This is a genomic window from Nisaea sp. (assembly GCF_034670185.1).
GTDB lineage: Bacteria > Pseudomonadota > Alphaproteobacteria > Thalassobaculales > Thalassobaculaceae > Nisaea.
Window position 1 is genome coordinate 359,655 of sequence record NZ_JAXMNY010000001.1, and the last position, 17,634, is coordinate 377,288.

At 61.9% G+C, this 17,634-nt stretch carries 14 protein-coding genes and 1 tRNA gene; 7 read left to right on the forward strand and 8 right to left on the reverse strand.

Going from position 1 to position 17,634, the window contains the following annotated elements; genetic code table 11:
* Positions 1 to 9: 9 nt before the first annotated feature.
* From VOI22_RS01670 to VOI22_RS01705, 8 genes are all read right to left on the reverse strand, one after another.
* The gene (locus VOI22_RS01670; RefSeq protein ID WP_323794867.1) at positions 10 to 2,484 is read right to left on the reverse strand and encodes a hypothetical protein; all 2,475 of its coding nucleotides are present in this window, start codon (positions 2,482 to 2,484) and stop codon (positions 10 to 12) included.
* Entirely contained in the window at positions 2,481 to 3,317 is an 837-nt protein-coding gene (locus VOI22_RS01675) for a hypothetical protein (RefSeq protein WP_323794868.1), read from the reverse strand. Before VOI22_RS01675 ends, VOI22_RS01670 begins: the two co-directional genes overlap by 4 nt.
* Positions 3,302 to 4,999, reverse strand: a complete 1,698-nt coding sequence (locus tag VOI22_RS01680; protein WP_323794869.1) for a cyclic nucleotide-binding domain-containing protein — start codon at positions 4,997 to 4,999, stop codon at positions 3,302 to 3,304. Before VOI22_RS01680 ends, VOI22_RS01675 begins: the two co-directional genes overlap by 16 nt.
* A gap of 11 nt (positions 5,000 to 5,010) precedes the next feature.
* Positions 5,011 to 6,030: a cytochrome c family protein gene (locus tag VOI22_RS01685; RefSeq protein WP_323794870.1), complete on the reverse strand. Its 1,020-nt coding sequence runs from the start codon at positions 6,028 to 6,030 to the stop codon at positions 5,011 to 5,013.
* A 41-nt stretch (positions 6,031 to 6,071) separates the two neighbouring features.
* Entirely contained in the window at positions 6,072 to 7,325 is a 1,254-nt protein-coding gene (locus VOI22_RS01690) for a 2Fe-2S iron-sulfur cluster-binding protein (RefSeq protein ID WP_323794871.1), read from the reverse strand.
* A 13-nt stretch (positions 7,326 to 7,338) separates the two neighbouring features.
* A complete protein-coding gene (locus VOI22_RS01695; protein ID WP_323794872.1) occupies positions 7,339 to 8,718 on the reverse strand; it encodes a hypothetical protein in 1,380 nt (459 codons plus the stop codon).
* The gene (locus VOI22_RS01700; protein WP_323794873.1) at positions 8,715 to 10,850 is read right to left on the reverse strand and encodes a multiheme c-type cytochrome; all 2,136 of its coding nucleotides are present in this window, start codon (positions 10,848 to 10,850) and stop codon (positions 8,715 to 8,717) included. The genes VOI22_RS01695 and VOI22_RS01700 overlap by 4 nt, the downstream gene beginning before the upstream one ends.
* Before the next feature lie 407 nt (positions 10,851 to 11,257).
* Positions 11,258 to 11,331: transfer RNA gene (locus VOI22_RS01705), tRNA-Gln, on the reverse strand.
* Between the two features lie 257 nt (positions 11,332 to 11,588).
* Between VOI22_RS01705 and VOI22_RS01710 the strand changes: the two genes are divergently transcribed.
* The 7 genes from VOI22_RS01710 to guaB all read left to right on the forward strand — a co-directional run bounded on the left by VOI22_RS01710 (position 11,589) and on the right by guaB (position 17,632).
* On the forward strand, positions 11,589 to 12,566 hold the full coding sequence (locus VOI22_RS01710; RefSeq protein WP_323794874.1) for an NAD-dependent epimerase/dehydratase family protein: 978 nt from the start codon (positions 11,589 to 11,591) through the stop codon (positions 12,564 to 12,566).
* A gap of 144 nt (positions 12,567 to 12,710) precedes the next feature.
* On the forward strand, positions 12,711 to 12,896 hold the full coding sequence (locus tag VOI22_RS01715) for a hypothetical protein (protein ID WP_323794875.1): 186 nt from the start codon (positions 12,711 to 12,713) through the stop codon (positions 12,894 to 12,896).
* 173 nt (positions 12,897 to 13,069) lie between these two features.
* The gene (locus VOI22_RS01720) at positions 13,070 to 14,188 is read left to right on the forward strand and encodes a Ppx/GppA phosphatase family protein (protein WP_323794876.1); all 1,119 of its coding nucleotides are present in this window, start codon (positions 13,070 to 13,072) and stop codon (positions 14,186 to 14,188) included.
* Positions 14,189 to 14,298: 110 nt separating this feature from the next.
* Entirely contained in the window at positions 14,299 to 15,015 is a 717-nt protein-coding gene (locus tag VOI22_RS01725) for an RlmE family RNA methyltransferase (protein ID WP_323794877.1), read from the forward strand.
* On the forward strand, positions 14,993 to 15,409 hold the full coding sequence (locus tag VOI22_RS01730; RefSeq protein ID WP_323794878.1) for a GNAT family N-acetyltransferase: 417 nt from the start codon (positions 14,993 to 14,995) through the stop codon (positions 15,407 to 15,409). Before VOI22_RS01725 ends, VOI22_RS01730 begins: the two co-directional genes overlap by 23 nt.
* Positions 15,410 to 15,481: 72 nt before the next feature.
* The gene (locus VOI22_RS01735) at positions 15,482 to 16,048 is read left to right on the forward strand and encodes an NAD(P)H-dependent oxidoreductase (RefSeq protein ID WP_323794879.1); all 567 of its coding nucleotides are present in this window, start codon (positions 15,482 to 15,484) and stop codon (positions 16,046 to 16,048) included.
* 123 nt (positions 16,049 to 16,171) lie between these two features.
* Entirely contained in the window at positions 16,172 to 17,632 is a 1,461-nt protein-coding gene (gene guaB / locus VOI22_RS01740; protein WP_028465636.1) for an IMP dehydrogenase, read from the forward strand.
* Positions 17,633 to 17,634 lie beyond the last annotated feature (2 nt).

The following is a 17,634-nucleotide window of genomic DNA, read 5'->3' on the forward strand; positions in this document are numbered from 1 at the left end:
TCCGTGTGATCATTCAGTGGGTGCGAGCACCCGCATTCTGGTCGGAACGGTCGGTGTTTCGAATGTGCCGACATGATAGGCGTGGCACTGGGTGCAGGTATCTCCGGCGCGCCCCGGTGCGTGACATTCCGAGCAGGTGGCGACGGTTGGTGAAGCGAAACCGGCGACAATTCCGGCGTGCGGATCGCTCTGCCGGTATTGGTCCTGGAATGCGGAAGTGGGTCCGGCTCCTTGCGGGCGGACCACGGTGTGGCAAGTCTGACAGCCGCCGGAGTCCGCGATCAGGCTGAAATGCGGCCTGTGGGAGAAACGCACGAAATCCCGGGTGGCGGGATCGTGGGAGGACGGTTGCCAGTTGGCATATCCGGTTCCGTTCTCATCACGGTCGATGCTGTGACAGCGCAGGCATGTCCCCGGTGCTTGGGGGCCGTCGAAAGTTGCCATCAATGCGTCTTTGCCACCCTTGAATGGTGAAGCAGCAGCGAGATCGATCCAGGCTCGCATGAACGGGTCCGCGTGCCCGGTCGGCCGGTACAGCAGGGCAAACTCATTGCGATACCAGCCGCCGGCCCGCATCCAGTCTTCGGGCGAGACGTTGGGCTCGATCCGCGGTGGCAGTGGGGCGGCGGCATCGGCCTGAGTGACCGGTGTGGCCGGTGCCGCGAGGGCATCGTTAGCTCCGGTCAATGGCGATGCGAGAATATCCGATTGATCAAGTGCAGGCGCGAGGATGTCGGACTGATCCGTTTCTGGGGCGGCGAGGATGTCCGATTGGTCAGGCGCGGGTGCAAGGATATCGGACTGATCCGTTGACGGCGCGGCGAGAATGTCCGACTGGTCAGGTGCAGGCGCGAGGATATCGGACTGTTCCGTCAATGGTGCAGCGAGGATGTCCGAGTGGTCGGGCGCAGGCGCCAGAATATCCGACTGATCCAGCGAAGGAGCGAGGGTAGGGCTTCCGTTCTGGGCGGATGCCGGGCCTGGTATCGTCTCCGGCAGTGCCGGGAGCTTTCCGGCCAGCTCGCTCGCCAGCTCCGGGAACCAGTCCCGGGCCGCTGCTTGCAGCACTTCCAACGGTAGATGGCCGAGCAGAGTGCCGGTCCGGTCGGTGTTGTTTGGCTCCGGAGCCATCTCAGTCTGCGCGCTCGCCAGCCGCTCTTCTGCCGCCTGGATCCCGCCGGTGAGCAGGTCGCCGATCAGGCGCTTGATCGCGAATGCGACTTCCGAGACCGCCTTGATGTCGTCCGGTTCCGCCTTGCGCAGATCCATCGGGTCCAGCCCTTCCATCTGCTTGAGGGCGAGCGCTATCGACTCGTCTCCCTCCAGCAGACGCCGCATGAACGGGGTGATCGGCTCCTCCGACCATTTCGGCCAGTCGCCGATATCGACGCCGCGGGCCTTCAATTCCTGCGAGTCCAGACCCGGTACCGTCAGGAACGCGACCCCCTTCGGACCGATCGCGCCTGCACCGGATATGTCGTCCTGGTGGCAGGATGCGCACATGGTCTCGAAGTTTTCCGTTTGCATGGCCCGACCGTCATCCGACGGCAGGTGGCAGGACGTGCAGGTTTCCGGCGCCTTTCCGGCACTCTCGGTGGCACCGAAATGCCGGTCCAGATGGGAGGCGTGATCGAAGGCAATGCGCAGGCGGCGGTCGAACAGGGTCTCGCCGAATTCCGGATGGCCGTTTCCGAACGAGTTGAATTGCACGGTGTGACAGGTCTGGCAGGCACCTTCCGGCATCTCGATGAGGCTGGCGTCTACGCCGCTATGTTCACGGTGACAGGTTGCGCACCCGACCGTGGATGTTGGCGTGCCGGTATCTGTGAACAGCCATCCGGACAGTTTGAACTCAAGCGGTTGCCCGGCTCCCTCTTTGGTGTGGCGCTGCAATGCCGCGTCTGTAAGGGCCGCGGTCGTTGCCGGGGGGCGGGAGTGCGCGCGCTCTGCATGTGGGCCGAGTTCGTGGCAGGAGCGGCAGGTGTGGTCTCCGTGCATCTCCTGCGACATTCCGACAGCGGTCATCACCCAGCCTGCGGGGCCTTCGTCGAAACCCTGATGGCAACCAGCGCACCCGCCGACCACACTGTGCTGGAAGGTAAGCGGCCCGGGGGACAACAGGGCTTCCCGGTCGGTGCCGGAAAGCGCGATCATGACCAGACCGATCACGGCGACTACGACCAGCCGCGTTACACGGCGACGCAGTGCGCTGAGACTGCGCACAGGAACACAGGGCGGGCGCTGGACCGAGCAACGACCGTCGGGCGCCGGTCCGGCGTCGCAGGGGCCGCCGGCACTTTGCGGGCGGGTGCAATGCCAGCGGTCTCCCCGGCGGACCGGAGCACAATCGGCCATGCCGCGGCAGGCGCCGCCGGCGTCAGGCCCGTGCGGGCAAGGCTGACCGAGGGCGAGCCGACCGCACCGCCATTGCCGGTCGGGGCGGTCGTAGGAGGACATGCTGCTATTGGTTCCCGTTGTACTCATGACGGTCCCACCTCGAAGGCATGCGCCAGGACCGCATGGACCGCGATAAGGATCAGCAGGCCGTAAGCGAGCGGCACATGCACAAACAGCCAGAGCCTGAGTGCCGACTGCGCGGCGAACTGGTAGTCAAGGTCGTCCTTGATCTCGACCAGTTCCGACAATCGGTTGAGGATTTTGTGTCCACGGGCATCCACATAGCGGTGCAGCGACTGGATCTGTTGCTGCTGCAGGCGCAGATGGCCTTGGTATCCGGTCAGATGGGCGAGCGCGTTGCGCGGGCGCTGGAAATACGCGCTCAGCTCTTTCTGATAGTAGTCGGCGATGGTGACCGATCCGGTGTCGCGGGCAGAGGATATAGCCAGAGCTTGCGCTTCGGCGGCGATTTCCGCGCGCCGGGTGGCGATGCGGTCGTATAGCTCACGTGCACCGTGATCGCGCATGCGCTTCGGCAGAACCCTGCTCAGCCAGATGCCCACCGTTCCGCTGATCGTGACGGCCACGAACGGAATCCAGAGCGCGATCTCAAGTGGGCCGTCCGGCAGACCGGCGCCTGTGTGGGTCAGGAACACCGCAACCGCGCACCAGCCGCCATAGATATGCACTTGCTCCCAGTCCGACGCGCTGCCAAGAGGCAGGACGGGAATACGGCGGCGCAGGTCGAACAGTGCCAGCCCCACGATCAGCCCGAACAGGGTCCAGCCGGTGACGAACCGTATGTCGTGCAGGGTTGTCTCTGCCAGATGGGTAATGGCGACGAGGAGCAAGGTGGCGCCCACGACGAGCGCCGTGTTGCGCGCCCGGCGCCGGGTGAAACGGGTCAGCGATGCAGCCATGCCACCATCTCTCCCGGGTTACTCATGTCGAGGCGCACCAGCGCGTCGTTCGGGCAGGCGCGCTGGCAGGCAGGGCCGCCGAGCTGCCCGGCACAGAGGTCGCACTTGGTCGCCCGGCGGATCGCCGCTCCGGTCTCGCGGTCGGTTATGACGGTACCCGCTTTGTCGGCGATCTCGACCATGACGATGTTGCCGTACGGGCAGCTTCGCGAACAGGTTCCGCAGCCAATGCAAGTATCGTCGTTGATATGAACATCGCCGGAGGACAGGTCCCGGTGGATCGCACCGGTCGGGCAGCCGATCAGGCAAACCGCATCGACGCAGTGCATGCAGGCATTGGCGATCATGACGTCGTCGTGGGACGGGCCCTGGCGCACGAAGCGCGGGTTGCCGTCATGGGTTGCGGCGCAGGCCTTCACACAGTCGTCGCAGCCCGTGCAGCGGTCCAGATCGATTACCATGGACTGGGTGCCGTTGATGATCCGTTCGTCGATCAGGAAGTCGACCAGAGGCTGCTCAATCCCGGTCGCACTCTCGTCGCGTTTCCAGACAGGTGTTGCGCGAATGTCGGTGTCCGCAGCCACCGGCAACAGGTGTTCCGGCATGGTCGGCAGGACATAGCGCTCCATCACCACCGCAGGCACGCGCAGAATGTCCAGATAGCCGATCGCCCTCAGGCTGTTACGCAAGGGGACCGAGCCGTTGCCGCGCCATTGCCGGACAATTTCCTCTAGGCCGAAGACGTCGTTGTTCTTCAGGTATCCGACCGTCCGATTGCCGTGATCGAGATGTTCGGTCACCCTGGCAAAACCGGCGCGGATCATGATCAGATCGTCCGTGAGGCTGCCTTCCTCTGCGATCAGCGGCTCTCCCGCCAGTGATCCGCCGCTCTCGGTGGGCAATTCGCCTGTAGGAAACAGCTCCTGTGTGCCGTGGTTCTCGAAGCGGATCTCCTGGGCGACAAGGGCAATCGTCGCTTCGTCGAGATGGGCGAACAGGGGGCTTTCCGACAAGTGGGCGAGCAGGCTGCGGGTGCGGTGCAGGTGGTCGACCCGCTCACGCAGGTCCGGGTCGCGCGCGCGCAGATCGCGCAAGCCCTGCCAGCGCAGCTCAATCAGTTCGCAGTCCGTATCGGCGAACACAGTTGCCGTGCGTGGCCCGCGCGACAAGGCGGAGATTTCACCGAACATGTCACCATGCTCAAGCGGGGTGACAGAATGCTCCGCGATGACCCGCTCGATATCGGGCAGATAGGCGCGTCCCCGGTTGGCGCGCATATGGACCGCGCGGGCAGATGGTGACAGGGTCCGTGTCTCGATTTCACGCGAATTGCGCCAGAGCTGGGCAAGCGCGTTCCAGAACGGACGACGCGCGCGGCGTGGTGGCCGCCCGATTTCCGGCAGATAGCCGTAGAGCACATTGACCTTGCCGCTCAGGATAACGAAGACCGAGTTACCGTAATCGCCTTCGAGCACGACGATGTCGCCGCGTTGATAGCGGTTTATGCGGGCATCGTTGCGGACGATATCCGGCAGCGACTGGCCCGGTGGAAACCGGTTCGGGTCAAGGTCGCGGAACACCGGTGCCGCGAGTATCCGCTCGACATCCGCCGTCGACAGATCGGGGTCGAACGGATTATCCCAGCGCCGCGGACGGCTGATCGCTGTTGTCTCGGCGGACATCAATGCGGCCCTCAGCGGGCCGGGGTTCCCTTGTAGGCGGATTCCGCCGGCAGATACTTGTCGATCGTGCCAAAGGTGCTGCCGTCATATTTGCCGGCGATTTGCCGGGTGAGGGCGCCGACCTTGTCCGCCACCGCCGAAAGGGCCGCGTCGTTATTGAGCTTGAGACCGGCACTGTTTGCCACTGTCCCCATTTCGGTCAGCTCCGCGATTTTCAGGAAACCGTCAAGTGCGCCGATTGCCTGTCGCGCGGCCTGAGCGCGCTTGGCCATGGACACCGCGTAGCTCGCCTTCTGTGTCGCCTTGCCGACGGCCCGCAGCGCTGTTTCCAGCTCGACCGCACGGCCAACGACGAACATCAGGCGCTTGTCGTTCAGGGACGCCGCCGCATTGCTGGCGCCCTTGGTGTGCCAGGTATTGTGGCGCACCTCGCCCTGGGACCAGGCGACCAGCTCGAACGGGCTGCCAGCCTTGTGGCCGCCCACATTCACCAGCTTTTCTTCGGGCACGACATGGCAGGAGAAGCAGTTCTTGGCCCAACGGTACATGTCCTTCGGGCGGATCATGCCTGCGGCCTCGGATTTTTCCCAGCGCAGGGCAATCTCTTCCGGGGTCTCTTGCCCCTCCTTCTTGCCGCTGAAGCCGCTATGAATAGGCTGCCACGCGCTGGCCGCCCCATGGCAGCTTTCGCAGGAGATACCGGCAACGGGTTCGGGAGTGCCGCCAGCCGTTTCCACCATTGAGAAATGGCAGTCCAGGCAAAGACTCTCCGACTTGATGCGGCGCATGCCCATGCGCTCGGCGATCTCGCTCGCCTCTTTCCTGCGGGTCAATTCCGTGAAGGTGGAAAAGTGATGTGTCCCTTTCCAGATTTCGGTCTCGGTCTTGTGGCACTCGGCGCACTTGGCCGGTCCGATCATCTTGAAATGCTCGTCACTCGTTTGCGCGGATACGGAAGAGACGGAAAGGCCCGCTAGAATGACGAGCAACGCCGCCGCAGCAGCAAGGTAGCGTGAAGCCCACGTGCTCATAATGTTGTCCATGGTTGTGTATCCGTCTTGTTCCATTTTAATCATGCGTCGAGGGTCACCTTGCCGCGCGGCACCGCCATACAGGCGAGGCAGGTGCCCGGTTCCGGCGACACGGCCGGGTCGGCGACGTAATCGACTTCGCCCGCCTTGATGGCGACCACGCAAGTACCGCAATGTCCGGCCCTGCAGCCGCTTTCCAATGCGACACCGTTCTTTTCGGCGAGTTCGAGGATCGTGCCTGCTGAGCCGTCCCAGGCCAGAACCTTGTCGGAGCGGTCGAACCGGATCTCGATACCGGGTTCGGGGGCTGCTACGGGCCGCTCGCTCGGTTGGCGCTGCACGGTGGCCGCTCCGAATGCTTCGATCCGGATGTCGTCCGCCGGTACGCCCCAGTCGCGTAGCTCGCCGGAGACAACTTCCATCATTGGCGCCGGTCCGCACAGATAGAAGGCATAGTTGGATGACGGCAGGTTGGCTTTGAGAACCTCAAGGCTGATACGGCCCTCGTGGTCGTAATCCTTGCCGGGCACGCAGGCCTCGGTCGGATCGCTGTAGCAGTTCACGACATGCAGATTGGGATAAAGCTGCCGCAGGCCCGCGATATGATCCGCAAATGCGTGCTGCGGGCGGTTACGGACACCATAAAACAGCCAGACCTCACGCTCGGTGGGGGCGCTGCATACGCTGTTCAGCATGCTCAGCAGGGGTGTGATGCCGACCCCGCCCGCGATCAGCACAATCGGCTGGTCAGAAGCGGGATCGCAACAGAAAGTCCCGGCGGGCGCGCGTACGTCCAGGATATCGCCTTCGCGCACGACATCGTTCAGATAGCTCGACACTGCTCCGGAAGCGTGTTCCGTGCCTGACGGCGCTTGAACTTTTTTGACGCTGATTCGGTAGCGTTCGTCATTGCCGGGGGCGTCGGACAGGGAGTAGCAGCGCACAAGCGGCTTGGTCTGACCGGGAATGCGAACCTGGAACGTCAGGTACTGGCCCGGCAGATATTGCGGCAGCGGGCGGCCATTGTGGGGGACCAGTTCGAAGGTGTGGATATCGTCGGCCTCACGGATCTTGCGTGCCACCTTGAACTTGCGGAAGCCGCTCCAGGAATTGATCGTCAGATCCCGTTCGGCCTCGGCCCGGCTCAGTGACAGCTCGACACGGCGTTCAAACAGGCTTGCCTCGGCGGCGAAGCTGCGGCGCTCCAGATGTCCGCGCCGCCAGGTGCCGAACAGGCTGAGTGCCATCTCGGCAGCGGTGCCGGCAACGATGACATATCCGATTGTCTCGATCATCCCGACCATCGGCTCAGAACCTCACCAGAAGCTCGGAGCGCGCGCCGTAACCCGTGTCCTGGTTCTCCTGGCGGGACACGAAGCCGTCGAGCTGCAGAACGACACGCGCACCGAGTGCCTGCTGGAAGCGCAACCCTATGGCAACCGCGTCTCTCTGGTCCCTATCGGTCGCGAGGCGGGTGCCGATCTCGGCGACGATCTGTGTGCGCTCCTGATTGAAGAACATCTGATATCCGGTCGCGGCGGCGACGATGTTCTCTGCCCGGTTGCTGAGCGCTGTTCCGTAGTCGCCAAGGCCAGGGGAGGCGAACAGGATACCGACCGGACCGAGCGGGCCGCCGGCGATCGGATCGCGCGCCGCCGAGGCAAAGCGGTCAATGGCCCAGGCGGCATTGGCGTAGAGGACGTCGTCATTGCCCATCGGGTCGCCGGACAGCTCAGCCAGGAACAGGGTACCGGTATCGACCGATGGTGAGGCTTCATCAAGGGCGATGGACTGGGCGACACGGAAGGCGGTATTCACCTTGCCGATCCGCTGGGTGGTTCCAGCGCCCAGAAACAGTCCGTCGGTTTCGACATTGTCATTTTCGCCGCCGGTCACCCAGATCGCATCCAGCGCGATGGTAGAAGTGTCGAAATCGGTCTCGGAGAACAGGCCGAACAGTCGCGCGTCATGGTCGCGCTCGTTGTCGTCTCTGTCGATATGGCTCCAGCCGAACAGGCCGGTGAGGCGGGTGTCGACCGAATGGTCGCGGATGGTGATGGTGTCGCGGGTGAGGGCGACGGCGTCGATCGTATCGTTGATCAGCAGGCCTTCCTGGAAGAGAAGCTGCTGGCGCCCGATTGTGAAGCCGAGATCGAGTCCGCCCGCATCGAGGGGATCCGCGTCGGGGAAGATCTCCCCGATTTCGCCTTCGAAGAAGAGGGCGGTGATCTCTCCGCTGAAGTTGCTGTCGAAGCCTTCGCGGGATTCTGGCCGCCGGTGATAGCCGGTGAACTTGCCTTCGTCGCGTAACGGGGACAGTCCGAACAGCACCCGCTCGGTGCCGGTAAGTCTCAGGTTGGCAAACAGGTCGAGCCGGTTTGCCCATTCCTGAACTTCCGGCGCATCGCCGCTCTTGTAGATATCGATGCCGGTGCGGTATTGGCCGAAGACCCAGAGGGCGGGTTGCCAGACGGCACCCGTCGGCAGCACGAAGCCCGGATCCAGTGGGCCGGTACCAAGCAGGGCCGGGCCAATTTCCAGCAGAGGCTTCGTGCGTTCCGGCAGCTCATCGCCCTTATAGGGGATCGGCTCTTCGGAGAGCGTCTTCACCTCCGCGGACGCGGCGGATGCGGCAAACAGTATGGCCGCCACCGGCAGTAAACGGCTCCAGAAGAGTTTCCTGCTCATTGGGTCGTCGCCTGCTTTGGAGCGTCCAGGGTCACGGTCGCCTGCCGTTCGGCGATGGTCAGCGTACCGTCGACCACTGCGTCGGCCACCTGACGCGGGCTCATGCCGTAATCAAAGCCGATATCCTGGATCGCCAGGATCAGGTTCACCGGTACCATCTGTGCCTGAAGGCGTACGGAGACCGCATAGGGTCCCGAACCGGTCAGCACGTCCGCCGGTATGGCATAGGTGGCTGTCCGGCTGCCCAGCGGATCGATGGTCTGTTTGTGCTTTCGTGTGTTGCGGGGGCGGCCGTAAATCGTCGTCGGCAGCGCTTCGGGGCGCACGAAGGGCAGCACGCCCTGAGAGGTGTTGATCGGCAATACCTGTTCGCGCTCGCCGCCGCGCAACAGGCGGACCAGGAACTTGGACTGAAGATTGAACAGATCTTCATCGAGCGGCAGCTCGCCTGCATGAACATAGGCGGAATGGCTGTCGCGCAGGTCGCCGTTCGGATCGCGGTCGCCCGAGCGGTAGATCACGGCCCCGTCGCTGTTGGCGACCGTAACCTCCAGAAACATCAGGCGCTCGGCATCGAAGCCGGTCGGCACCGAATGGCCGTCGGTGATATTGCGGACCGACACCGAGAAGGAAAGCGTGCCGGGTTCGGCGGACAGGATGTCGATCTCGCTGAGTGCAAGGCCGTTGCGCAGGACTTCAAGGCGCCGCTCCTCTGCTTTCTCAAGCCGCAGTTTCTGTTCCTGGATGATCTTGCGCGCGTCGTAGCGATCGTCGATCGAACGCCATGCCTCGGGGAACGGGTAGTCGCGCGGTGCCGCGTCCTCGAATGCGTCGGTGCCCCAGCCGGCAGCGTCGTCAAACGCCATCCATTCCCGCATGGTCTTGAAGCTCTGCGCCTTTACATTCAGCGGGAACAGGCCGGGTTGGAGGATCGAGTGGTCGGGACCGGCAAAGAAATGGCTGGCCAGCTTGCGGGATTGCGTCGGCACGCCGCCGACGATTGCCGCGGGTCCTTCTTCGTAGCCGGACGCAACGCCCTGTTCCTTGCCCATATGGCAGTCCTGGCAGCTCACACCTGCCTTGGAGGCCGGAGACTGATGATACTCGGCGAAGGCCTCCTCCAGCCGGAAGCCGTTCACCAGGGTAACGTCGTGGCAGGTGGCACAGAAGCCGGAGGTCACCAGCGGGAAAAACCGTTCGACCTCGGTGTGAATGGCGCGGCCCGGCGCGTCACGGTCGGTCGTCACACGGTAGGTTTCCGGCTGATCAAGGACCCGTTTCAGTTCATCGTCGCCCTTGGGGCCGAAGACCGGCTCGAAAATGTCGCCCTCGACGACGGCCAGACGGCCGCTGATCTTGCCGTAATTGCGATTGACCCGATGGCAGGCGATGCATGTCACGCCTTCGCGAGATGTCGGATGCCGTTCGAAGTTGGAGACGTAGACCGATTCTTCCAGGTTCATGCCGACCGGCGTATGACAGCGTATGCAGAAGTCACCATTGGTGCCGCTGGTCTTGTTGTTGATCGCCGCCTGCATGGTCAGGAACACCGGACTCAGCTGGGCGTAGGCATGCTGCGACGCCGACCATTCATCATACTGTTTGGGGTGGCAGGTGGCGCAGGTGGTGGCCGCGGGAAAGCGATTCTCGGCGAACAGTTTCTCATGCTGGGCAGCCGCCACCGGTGTGGTTCCAGCGGTATCCTCTGGTTTATTTGGTGGGGCAGGGGCGCCGATAGCAGGCGCGATTGATGGCGTGGCGTCATCCGGCGTCGGTTGAAGCAGCAAGTCACCCGATTGTGAGGTTGGTTGAAGCAACAGATCGTCTGATTCTGAAGCCGCCGACTTGTCGCTTGAGCTTGGCTGATGCAATAGGTCGTCTGATTGCGAGGATGCTGGCAAGTCGCTTGAAGCCGGCAGCAGCAGATCGTCTGATTGTGAGGCCGTCGCTTGATCGTTGGTCGCGGGCTGAAGCAGCAGATCATCAGCTGCGGCAAGGTGTTCTTCTATCTGCCGGAACGAGGATGGACTGACCGTGGTCTCCGATCTGACCACTCCGGCGGTCAGACACATCGCCATCGGGACAGCGGCGATGGCAGCGATCAGATCGCGCTTGATGCCGTTCCTGATCATACTCTCTCTCCGGTCACGCTCTCGACTTTTTATGTCGAGTTAACCGTCTCTATATCCGTGATCTTGCCATCGGTCAAACGCCCCTCCTTGAGACAGTAAAGGGAGTGTGTGAGCATCGGATGGCGCCAGTATGGTGTGGAGATGGTTTAGTCTTCACTGTGCTGACGGCATGTAAATGTAATCTTTGATTGTTATTTCGATGCAGAATTTATGGGGCTTTTAGTGATGAAGATTCGGGCCGACTCTTCATCGTATAATGGCGCTGCACGATCCGGCGCGGCCATCATTAGGTTGAACCGCTTCTCTAGAGATAAGGACACGGAGGCCATGCGCTACTGTGGTGACAGTACAGACGAGCGGAACGAGGATCGTTTCAGATCAACTGTTGCTGTTCGTTTATAGAGAAATGGCTGGGGGACCTGGATTCGAACCAGGACTGACGGAGTCAGAGTCCGTAGTTCTACCGTTAAACTATCCCCCAACGGGACCGACGCATCAAATGCGCTCGCGGTAGCGGCGGGAAACTAGCGAGCTTGCCTGCGGATGGCAAGTGCCAAAATCACCGTTGGCGATATGCCTTGCCGGAGCAGCTTGAAACTAGCGGTCATGGGCAGCCAGCGCTTTGCCGTGCCGGTTATCATTTGTACATTTTTGCATCATAGACTCTGTGCTTTGGATAATCTTGCGCCTGGCAGCTCGCCAGGCGCTTCAGGAGTCGATGAAAGTGGAAATCTCCGTATGAAACAGGTTCTCGTGCTCGGGGCAGGCGGCTTTATAGGCAGCCATCTGGTCCGCAGGCTCAAAGCCGAGGGCTGCTGGGTGCGGGGTGTCGACCTGAAGCATCCGCGTTATGCCAGAACCGAAGCGGACGATTTCGTCGTTGCTGACCTGCGCGAGCCGAGCAATGTCCGGGCCGTGATCGATCGGAAGTTCGATGAGGTCTATCAGCTCGCGGCGGATATGGGCGGCGCCGGATACATCTTCACCGGCGATCACGATGCCGACGTCATGCATAATTCCGCGGCGATCAATCTGAATATTGTCGATATCTGCAACAGGCACGGCATCAAGCGGGTCTTCTATTCCTCCTCGGCCTGCATTTATCCGCAAGAGAATCAGCTGGACCCGGACACTCCGAACTGTCGCGAAGACAGTGCCTATCCGGCCAACCCGGACAGCGAATATGGCTGGGAGAAGCTTTTCAGCGAGCGTCTCTATCTCTCCTACCAACGGAACCATGGCCTCGAATGCCGCATCGCCCGGTTCCACAACATCTTTGGCCCGGAAGGGTCCTGGAACGATGGCCGGGAGAAGGCGCCGGCGGCGATCTGCCGGAAAGTGGCTGAGGCGCAGGATGGCGGCGAGATCGAAATCTGGGGTGATGGCGAGCAGACCCGTTCCTTTCTCTATATCGACGAATGCTTGGATGGCGTTCTGCGGCTGACCCGGTCCGGATTCGCGGGGCCGGTCAATATCGGCTCGGACGAAATGGTCAGCATCAATCGGTTGGTCGACATGGTTTGTGAGATTGCCGGAAAGTCCCTGACGAAACGCCATGTACCGGGTCCGCTCGGTGTGCGCGGCCGGAACTCCGACAACAGCCTGATTCGGGCTGAATTGGGATGGGCACCGAGTGCGGCTCTGCGCGAGGGGTTAGAAAAAACCTATAGCTGGGTTGCGGATAAAGTGGCGCGACAGGAGGCTGACCCGGTCTGAAGAAGGAGACGGGCGTTCCCGAGCCGGAGCATTTGCCCAAACAGGCGTGTGGCAACTCGTGAATGTTGGCTCCCTGTTCGAGCCGGATTACGAAGCTGTTGTTGCCGCGGGGCCGCCGACGAGCGTTCCAAGAGTGTCATTCTCGTGCTGCACGATATCAATTTCGCGTCCTGCTATTCCGATCTCATCATTGCCATGCGGGACGGAAAACTGGTCCGGCAGGGCGCACCCGCCGAGATTGTGACGGCGACCAATATCCAGGAGGTTTTTGACCTTGAAGCGCGGGTCGAGATCGTTGAAGGGCGCTCCATCGTTCACTTTTATCTTTGAGGACTGATGTCGTAGGGCTGTCTGATTACGGAAAAAGTAACCGGCACTTGATCGTCAGCTCACAAAACGCGGAACTTATCAGCCCGTACTATATGAAATTTTAGATAATCCTATTACACTATCCGTTGAAACAGCCTCCGGACGCCGGAGGCGCCATTTGAAATGAGTGATGCATGTCCACCGGCCGTTCGCTTTCGACGCGGCGGGGAGGACGTTCGACGGAGGGTGATCCGGAAAAGGGGCGCCAGGAGCGGTCGCGGCCGCCTTTGCGGCGCGAGGTTCCGAAATCGTCGAGCGCTGCCGTCCGCGCACCCAAAAAACCAGGCCAACCGCCGGTTCTGGCTGCTGTGGATTTGGGCACGAACAATTGCCGGTTGCTGATCGCCGTCCCGCACGGATCCGGTTTTCGCGTTGTTGATGCTTTTTCCCGTATCGTCCGCCTGGGGCAGGGACTTCAGAGCCGTCAGGAATTGTCTGCTGACGCCATGGACCGGACGCTCCAGGCTCTGAAAATCTGTGCCCGGAAGATGGCGAAGAAGAACGTCACCCTCTCCCGTGTCGTGGCGACGGAAGCCTGTCGTAAAGCACGTAATTGCGACGTCTTTCTGGAGCGGGTTGCTTCCGAGACGGATCTGGATATCGAGATCATCTCAACGGACGAGGAGGCCTCGCTGGCGCTGGCCGGCTGCCTGCCCTTGCTCAACCCGAACATCCCGAACGCGCTGGTCTTCGATATTGGCGGCGGCAGTACCGAGTTGGTCTGGCACCGTGCGCAGAACCATGAAACCGAACGTAATGGAAGCGGTGCGCTCGACGCGATTTCCCTGCCGTTCGGTGTGGTCACTTTGTCGGAGCGTTATGGCGGGGACAGGTTCGACCGTGCCACCTACCGTAAAATGGTCGAGGAATCCCGAGCGGCGCTCGACGAGTTCGAAACCCGCTTCGGTATCGGTACCGCAATCAGCGATGGTCTGGTGCAGATGGTCGGAACTTCGGGGACGGTGACGACACTTGCCGGTTTGCACATGAATTTGCGCCGCTATGAGCGGAACCGGGTCGACGGTACCTATCTCGATTTTTCGGAGATGGAAGGGATTGCAGAGCACCTGGCGTCGGTCGGCTACCGGGAGCGGGCCGCAATGCCCTGCATCGGCTCGGACCGGGCCGATCTCGTTGTCGCCGGCTGCGCCATCCTGCAGGGAATTTGCGAGCGCTGGCCTGTAGGGCGGCTCCGGGTCGCCGACAGAGGGCTGCGTGAAGGCATTCTTGTCGATCTTTTGCAGCGTGTTTAGTCCGCGGAATAGGCGGGATGGGTTGACGAGACAGCCGCTTCCGGCGCACTTAAGCGGCCATGACAACCAATCGCGGCGGACGGCGCGGCGGGCGAGGCTCTGGGTCCCGGATGACCAGCGTCGAGCTCAAGAATGCGCGTCGACATAAACCTTCATCACAACGCTGGCTGCGCCGGCAACTTAACGACCCCTACGTGGTCGAGGCGCAGAAGCTCGGCTACCGGTCCCGTGCGGCTTTCAAGCTGCAACAGCTTGACGAGAAGTTCCACTTCCTGAAATCCGGCCAGAAGGTCGTCGATCTCGGCGCGGCGCCAGGCGGCTGGACCCAGATCGCGGTGGATATCGTCGGGGCGAGCAAAGGCAAAGGCACCGTTATTGGCATCGACCTTCTGGAAATGGAGCCGGTGCCGGGCGCGGATCTCTTCCAGGGCGACTTCATGAGTGATGAAGGTCTCGCCGCCCTGCGGGAGCGGATGCCGGAGCAGGTCGATGTCGTGTTGAGCGACATGGCGGCCTCGACGACCGGTCATTCACCGACGGACCATTTGCGGACCGCCGCTCTCTGCGAGGCGGCATTCGAGTTCGCGCTTGAGGTGCTGGCCGAGGGCGGCAGCTTCGTCGCGAAAGTCTTCAAAGGCGGTAGCGAGCAAGAAATGCTGCGGCGGATGAAGCTTGCCTTCCGGGTTGTGAGGCATGCGAAACCGGCGGCCAGTCGTCCTGAATCGCCCGAAGCCTATGTGGTTTGCACCGGCTTCAGGGGACTGGTTGAGGATCGCCGGGATGATACCGTAATGGATGAAGCCGATGACGCAGGACCTGACACTTAGGATCGAGGAGGGGGTGACCGAAGATCTCGAGGAGATCGACCGGCGGCTGGTTGCCTTCAACAAAGAACGATCCGACTGGGACAGCCGATATTTCACGGTGGAGATCAAGGATTCCGAAGGAGCCCTGAAGGGCGGAGCCGGTGGTCGTGTAAATCTCGGCGTCGCAGAAATCAGCACCCTCTGGATCGACGAGGACCTGCGTGGAACTGGCTGGGGCAGGAGCATCGTCGAGGCGATCGCGGAAGAAGGGCGCCGACTGGGGGCGTCCAAAATTTTGCTCGATACCTACGACTTTCAGGCCCGGCCTTTCTATGAGTCGCTGGGCTTCAGCGTTTTCGGGACTTTGGACTATCCGACGGGCAACAGCCGCTACTATCTCAGCAAGGATCTTTAGGGCGGTACCTTGTCCAGCCCTCCGGTGGCCCCAGTTTAAATCCCTCGACGCCTCCTTTACGGAAATCATCACATGAGCAATTCGAAGATCCTCGTTTTCGCGGGCAGTGCGCGCGCGGAGTCCCTGAACAAGAAACTGGCGGCGGCCGGTGCTGCTGCCATACGCAAGGCGGGCGGCGAGGCAACGCTGATCGATCTCAACGATTATCCGGCGCCGATCTATCATGGCGACGATGAGGACGCGCACGGCGTGCCCGAAAACATCCTCGCCCTGAAAAAGCTGATCTCCGAGCATGACGGGTTGATGATCGCGACACCGGAATATAACGGCTTCGTGCCTCCGCTTCTGGTCAACACTTTCAGCTGGGTGTCGCGTCTGTCAAAGGACGGCGGGCCGGAAAATGTGCTGAAGTCGAAACATGTCGCGGTGATGGCGGCATCTCCCGGCCGGCTCGGTGGCGTGCGCGTGGTGCCCCGGCTACGGGATTGCCTGTGCGAGCTCGGCTGCGTTCCGGTTGAAGGTTTCGTGACGGTGCCCGGCGCAGGTAGCGCTTTCGGGGATGACGGAAACCTGGCGGACGGAGCTGGCCAGAAAGGGCTGGATGCACTTGCTTCCCGGCTTGTTAGGGCCACCGGATAGGACTTTGTGTGCTGCCTCGCATGGCAGCTCTGCGGAAACGTAACAGAAGCGTTGGCACTTCGTGCTTGGCAGGTGGCATACCTGGTGTTATAGCGCCGTGCCACCGCAGCAAACGGAGGCACCATGGATATCCGCGAAGCTTTGACCTTCGACGACGTCCTTCTTGAACCGGCTCTTTCGTCGGTTCTCCCGGCACAAGTCGATACATCCACCCAATTGACCCGGTCGATCAGACTCGGGATTCCGGTTATCTCCGCAGCTATGGATACTGTGACCGAAAGCGGTCTCGCGATCGGCATGGCGCAGCTCGGCGGCCTCGGTGTTATTCACAAGAACATGGACGCAGCGGCCCAGGCCGGCGAAGTCCGCACCGTGAAGAAATTCGAAGCAGGCATGGTGGTGAACCCGGTGACGATCGCGCCGGAGCAAAGCCTGGCCGACGCTATGTCAGTGATGATGCGCTTCAAGATAAGCGGCATCCCGGTCGTGAAAGCCAAGACCGGCAAGCTGGTCGGTATTCTGACCCACCGCGACGTGCGCTTCGCAACCGACATGAGCCAGCCGGTGAAGGACCTGATGACCAAGCGGGTCATTACGGTGCGTGAGGACGTGACACCGGAAGAGGCGCGGGCACTGCTACACAAGCACCGGATCGAAAAGCTGCTGGTGGTGGACGGCGATCACAAGTGCATCGGCCTGATCACTGTCAAGGACATGGACAAGGCCCAGACTCATCCGCACGCCTGCAAGGACGAGCAGGGCCGCCTCCGGGTCGCTGCTGCAACCGGCATTGGCAAGGACGGCACCGCCCGGGCCGAGGAATTGATTGATGCGGAGGTCGATATCATCGTGATCGATACCGCGCATGGTCACTCCCAGGGTGTACTCAGTTCCGTCGAAGAGATCCGCAATCTCAGCAACAAGACCCAGATCATTGCCGGCAACGTCGCCACGCGGGACGGGGCGCAGGCACTGATCGATGCGGGCGCCGATGCGGTCAAGGTCGGTATCGGCCCGGGCTCTATCTGCACCACGCGTATGGTTGCCGGTGTCGGTGTGCCGCAGCTCACCGCCATTACCGGGGCGCTCGAAGCCTGCCGCAAGGCCGGTGTGCCGGTGATTTCCGATGGTGGCATCAAGTATTCCGGTGATTTGGCGAAAGCCATCGCGGCCGGCGCGGACTGCGCCATGATCGGCTCGCTCTTCGCCGGGACCGACGAAAGCCCGGGAGAAGTCTTCCTTTATCAGGGCCGTTCCTATAAATCCTACCGCGGCATGGGCTCGCTCGGTGCTATGGCACGGGGGTCCGCTGACCGTTACTTCCAGGAAGAAGTGTCGGACAATCTGAAACTGGTCCCGGAAGGGATCGAGGGTCAGGTTCCCTACAAGGGGCCGGTCTCCGCCGTCGTCCATCAACTGATCGGTGGGCTTCGGGCTGCCATGGGGTACACTGGCAACGCGACGCTGGCCGAAATGCAGAGGAACTGCAAGTTCCTGAAAATCAGCACCGCCGGTCTTCGGGAAAGCCACGTCCATGACGTGACGATCACCCGCGAGGCCCCCAATTACCGTCCGAGCATGTAAAC

Excerpts from the sequence above, each read along its gene's own strand:
- VOI22_RS01720 (WP_323794876.1), top strand. The coding sequence starts at position 13,070 with ATGTCCACCGGCCGTTCGCTTTCGACGCGGCGGGGAGGACGTTCGACG.
- guaB (WP_028465636.1), top strand. The coding sequence starts at position 16,172 with ATGGATATCCGCGAAGCTTTGACCTTCGACGACGTCCTTCTTGAACCG.
- VOI22_RS01670 (WP_323794867.1), bottom strand. The coding sequence starts at position 2,484 with ATGAGTACAACGGGAACCAATAGCAGCATGTCCTCCTACGACCGCCCC.
- VOI22_RS01680 (WP_323794869.1), bottom strand. The coding sequence starts at position 4,999 with ATGTCCGCCGAGACAACAGCGATCAGCCGTCCGCGGCGCTGGGATAAT.
- VOI22_RS01700 (WP_323794873.1), bottom strand. The coding sequence starts at position 10,850 with ATGATCAGGAACGGCATCAAGCGCGATCTGATCGCTGCCATCGCCGCT.
- VOI22_RS01725 (WP_323794877.1), top strand. The coding sequence starts at position 14,299 with ATGACCAGCGTCGAGCTCAAGAATGCGCGTCGACATAAACCTTCATCA.
- VOI22_RS01685 (WP_323794870.1), bottom strand. The coding sequence starts at position 6,030 with ATGAGCACGTGGGCTTCACGCTACCTTGCTGCTGCGGCGGCGTTGCTC.
- VOI22_RS01695 (WP_323794872.1), bottom strand. The coding sequence starts at position 8,718 with ATGAGCAGGAAACTCTTCTGGAGCCGTTTACTGCCGGTGGCGGCCATA.
- VOI22_RS01730 (WP_323794878.1), top strand. The coding sequence starts at position 14,993 with ATGACGCAGGACCTGACACTTAGGATCGAGGAGGGGGTGACCGAAGAT.
- VOI22_RS01675 (WP_323794868.1), bottom strand. The coding sequence starts at position 3,317 with ATGGCTGCATCGCTGACCCGTTTCACCCGGCGCCGGGCGCGCAACACG.
- VOI22_RS01735 (WP_323794879.1), top strand. The coding sequence starts at position 15,482 with ATGAGCAATTCGAAGATCCTCGTTTTCGCGGGCAGTGCGCGCGCGGAG.
- VOI22_RS01710 (WP_323794874.1), top strand. The coding sequence starts at position 11,589 with ATGAAACAGGTTCTCGTGCTCGGGGCAGGCGGCTTTATAGGCAGCCAT.
- VOI22_RS01690 (WP_323794871.1), bottom strand. The coding sequence starts at position 7,325 with ATGATCGAGACAATCGGATATGTCATCGTTGCCGGCACCGCTGCCGAG.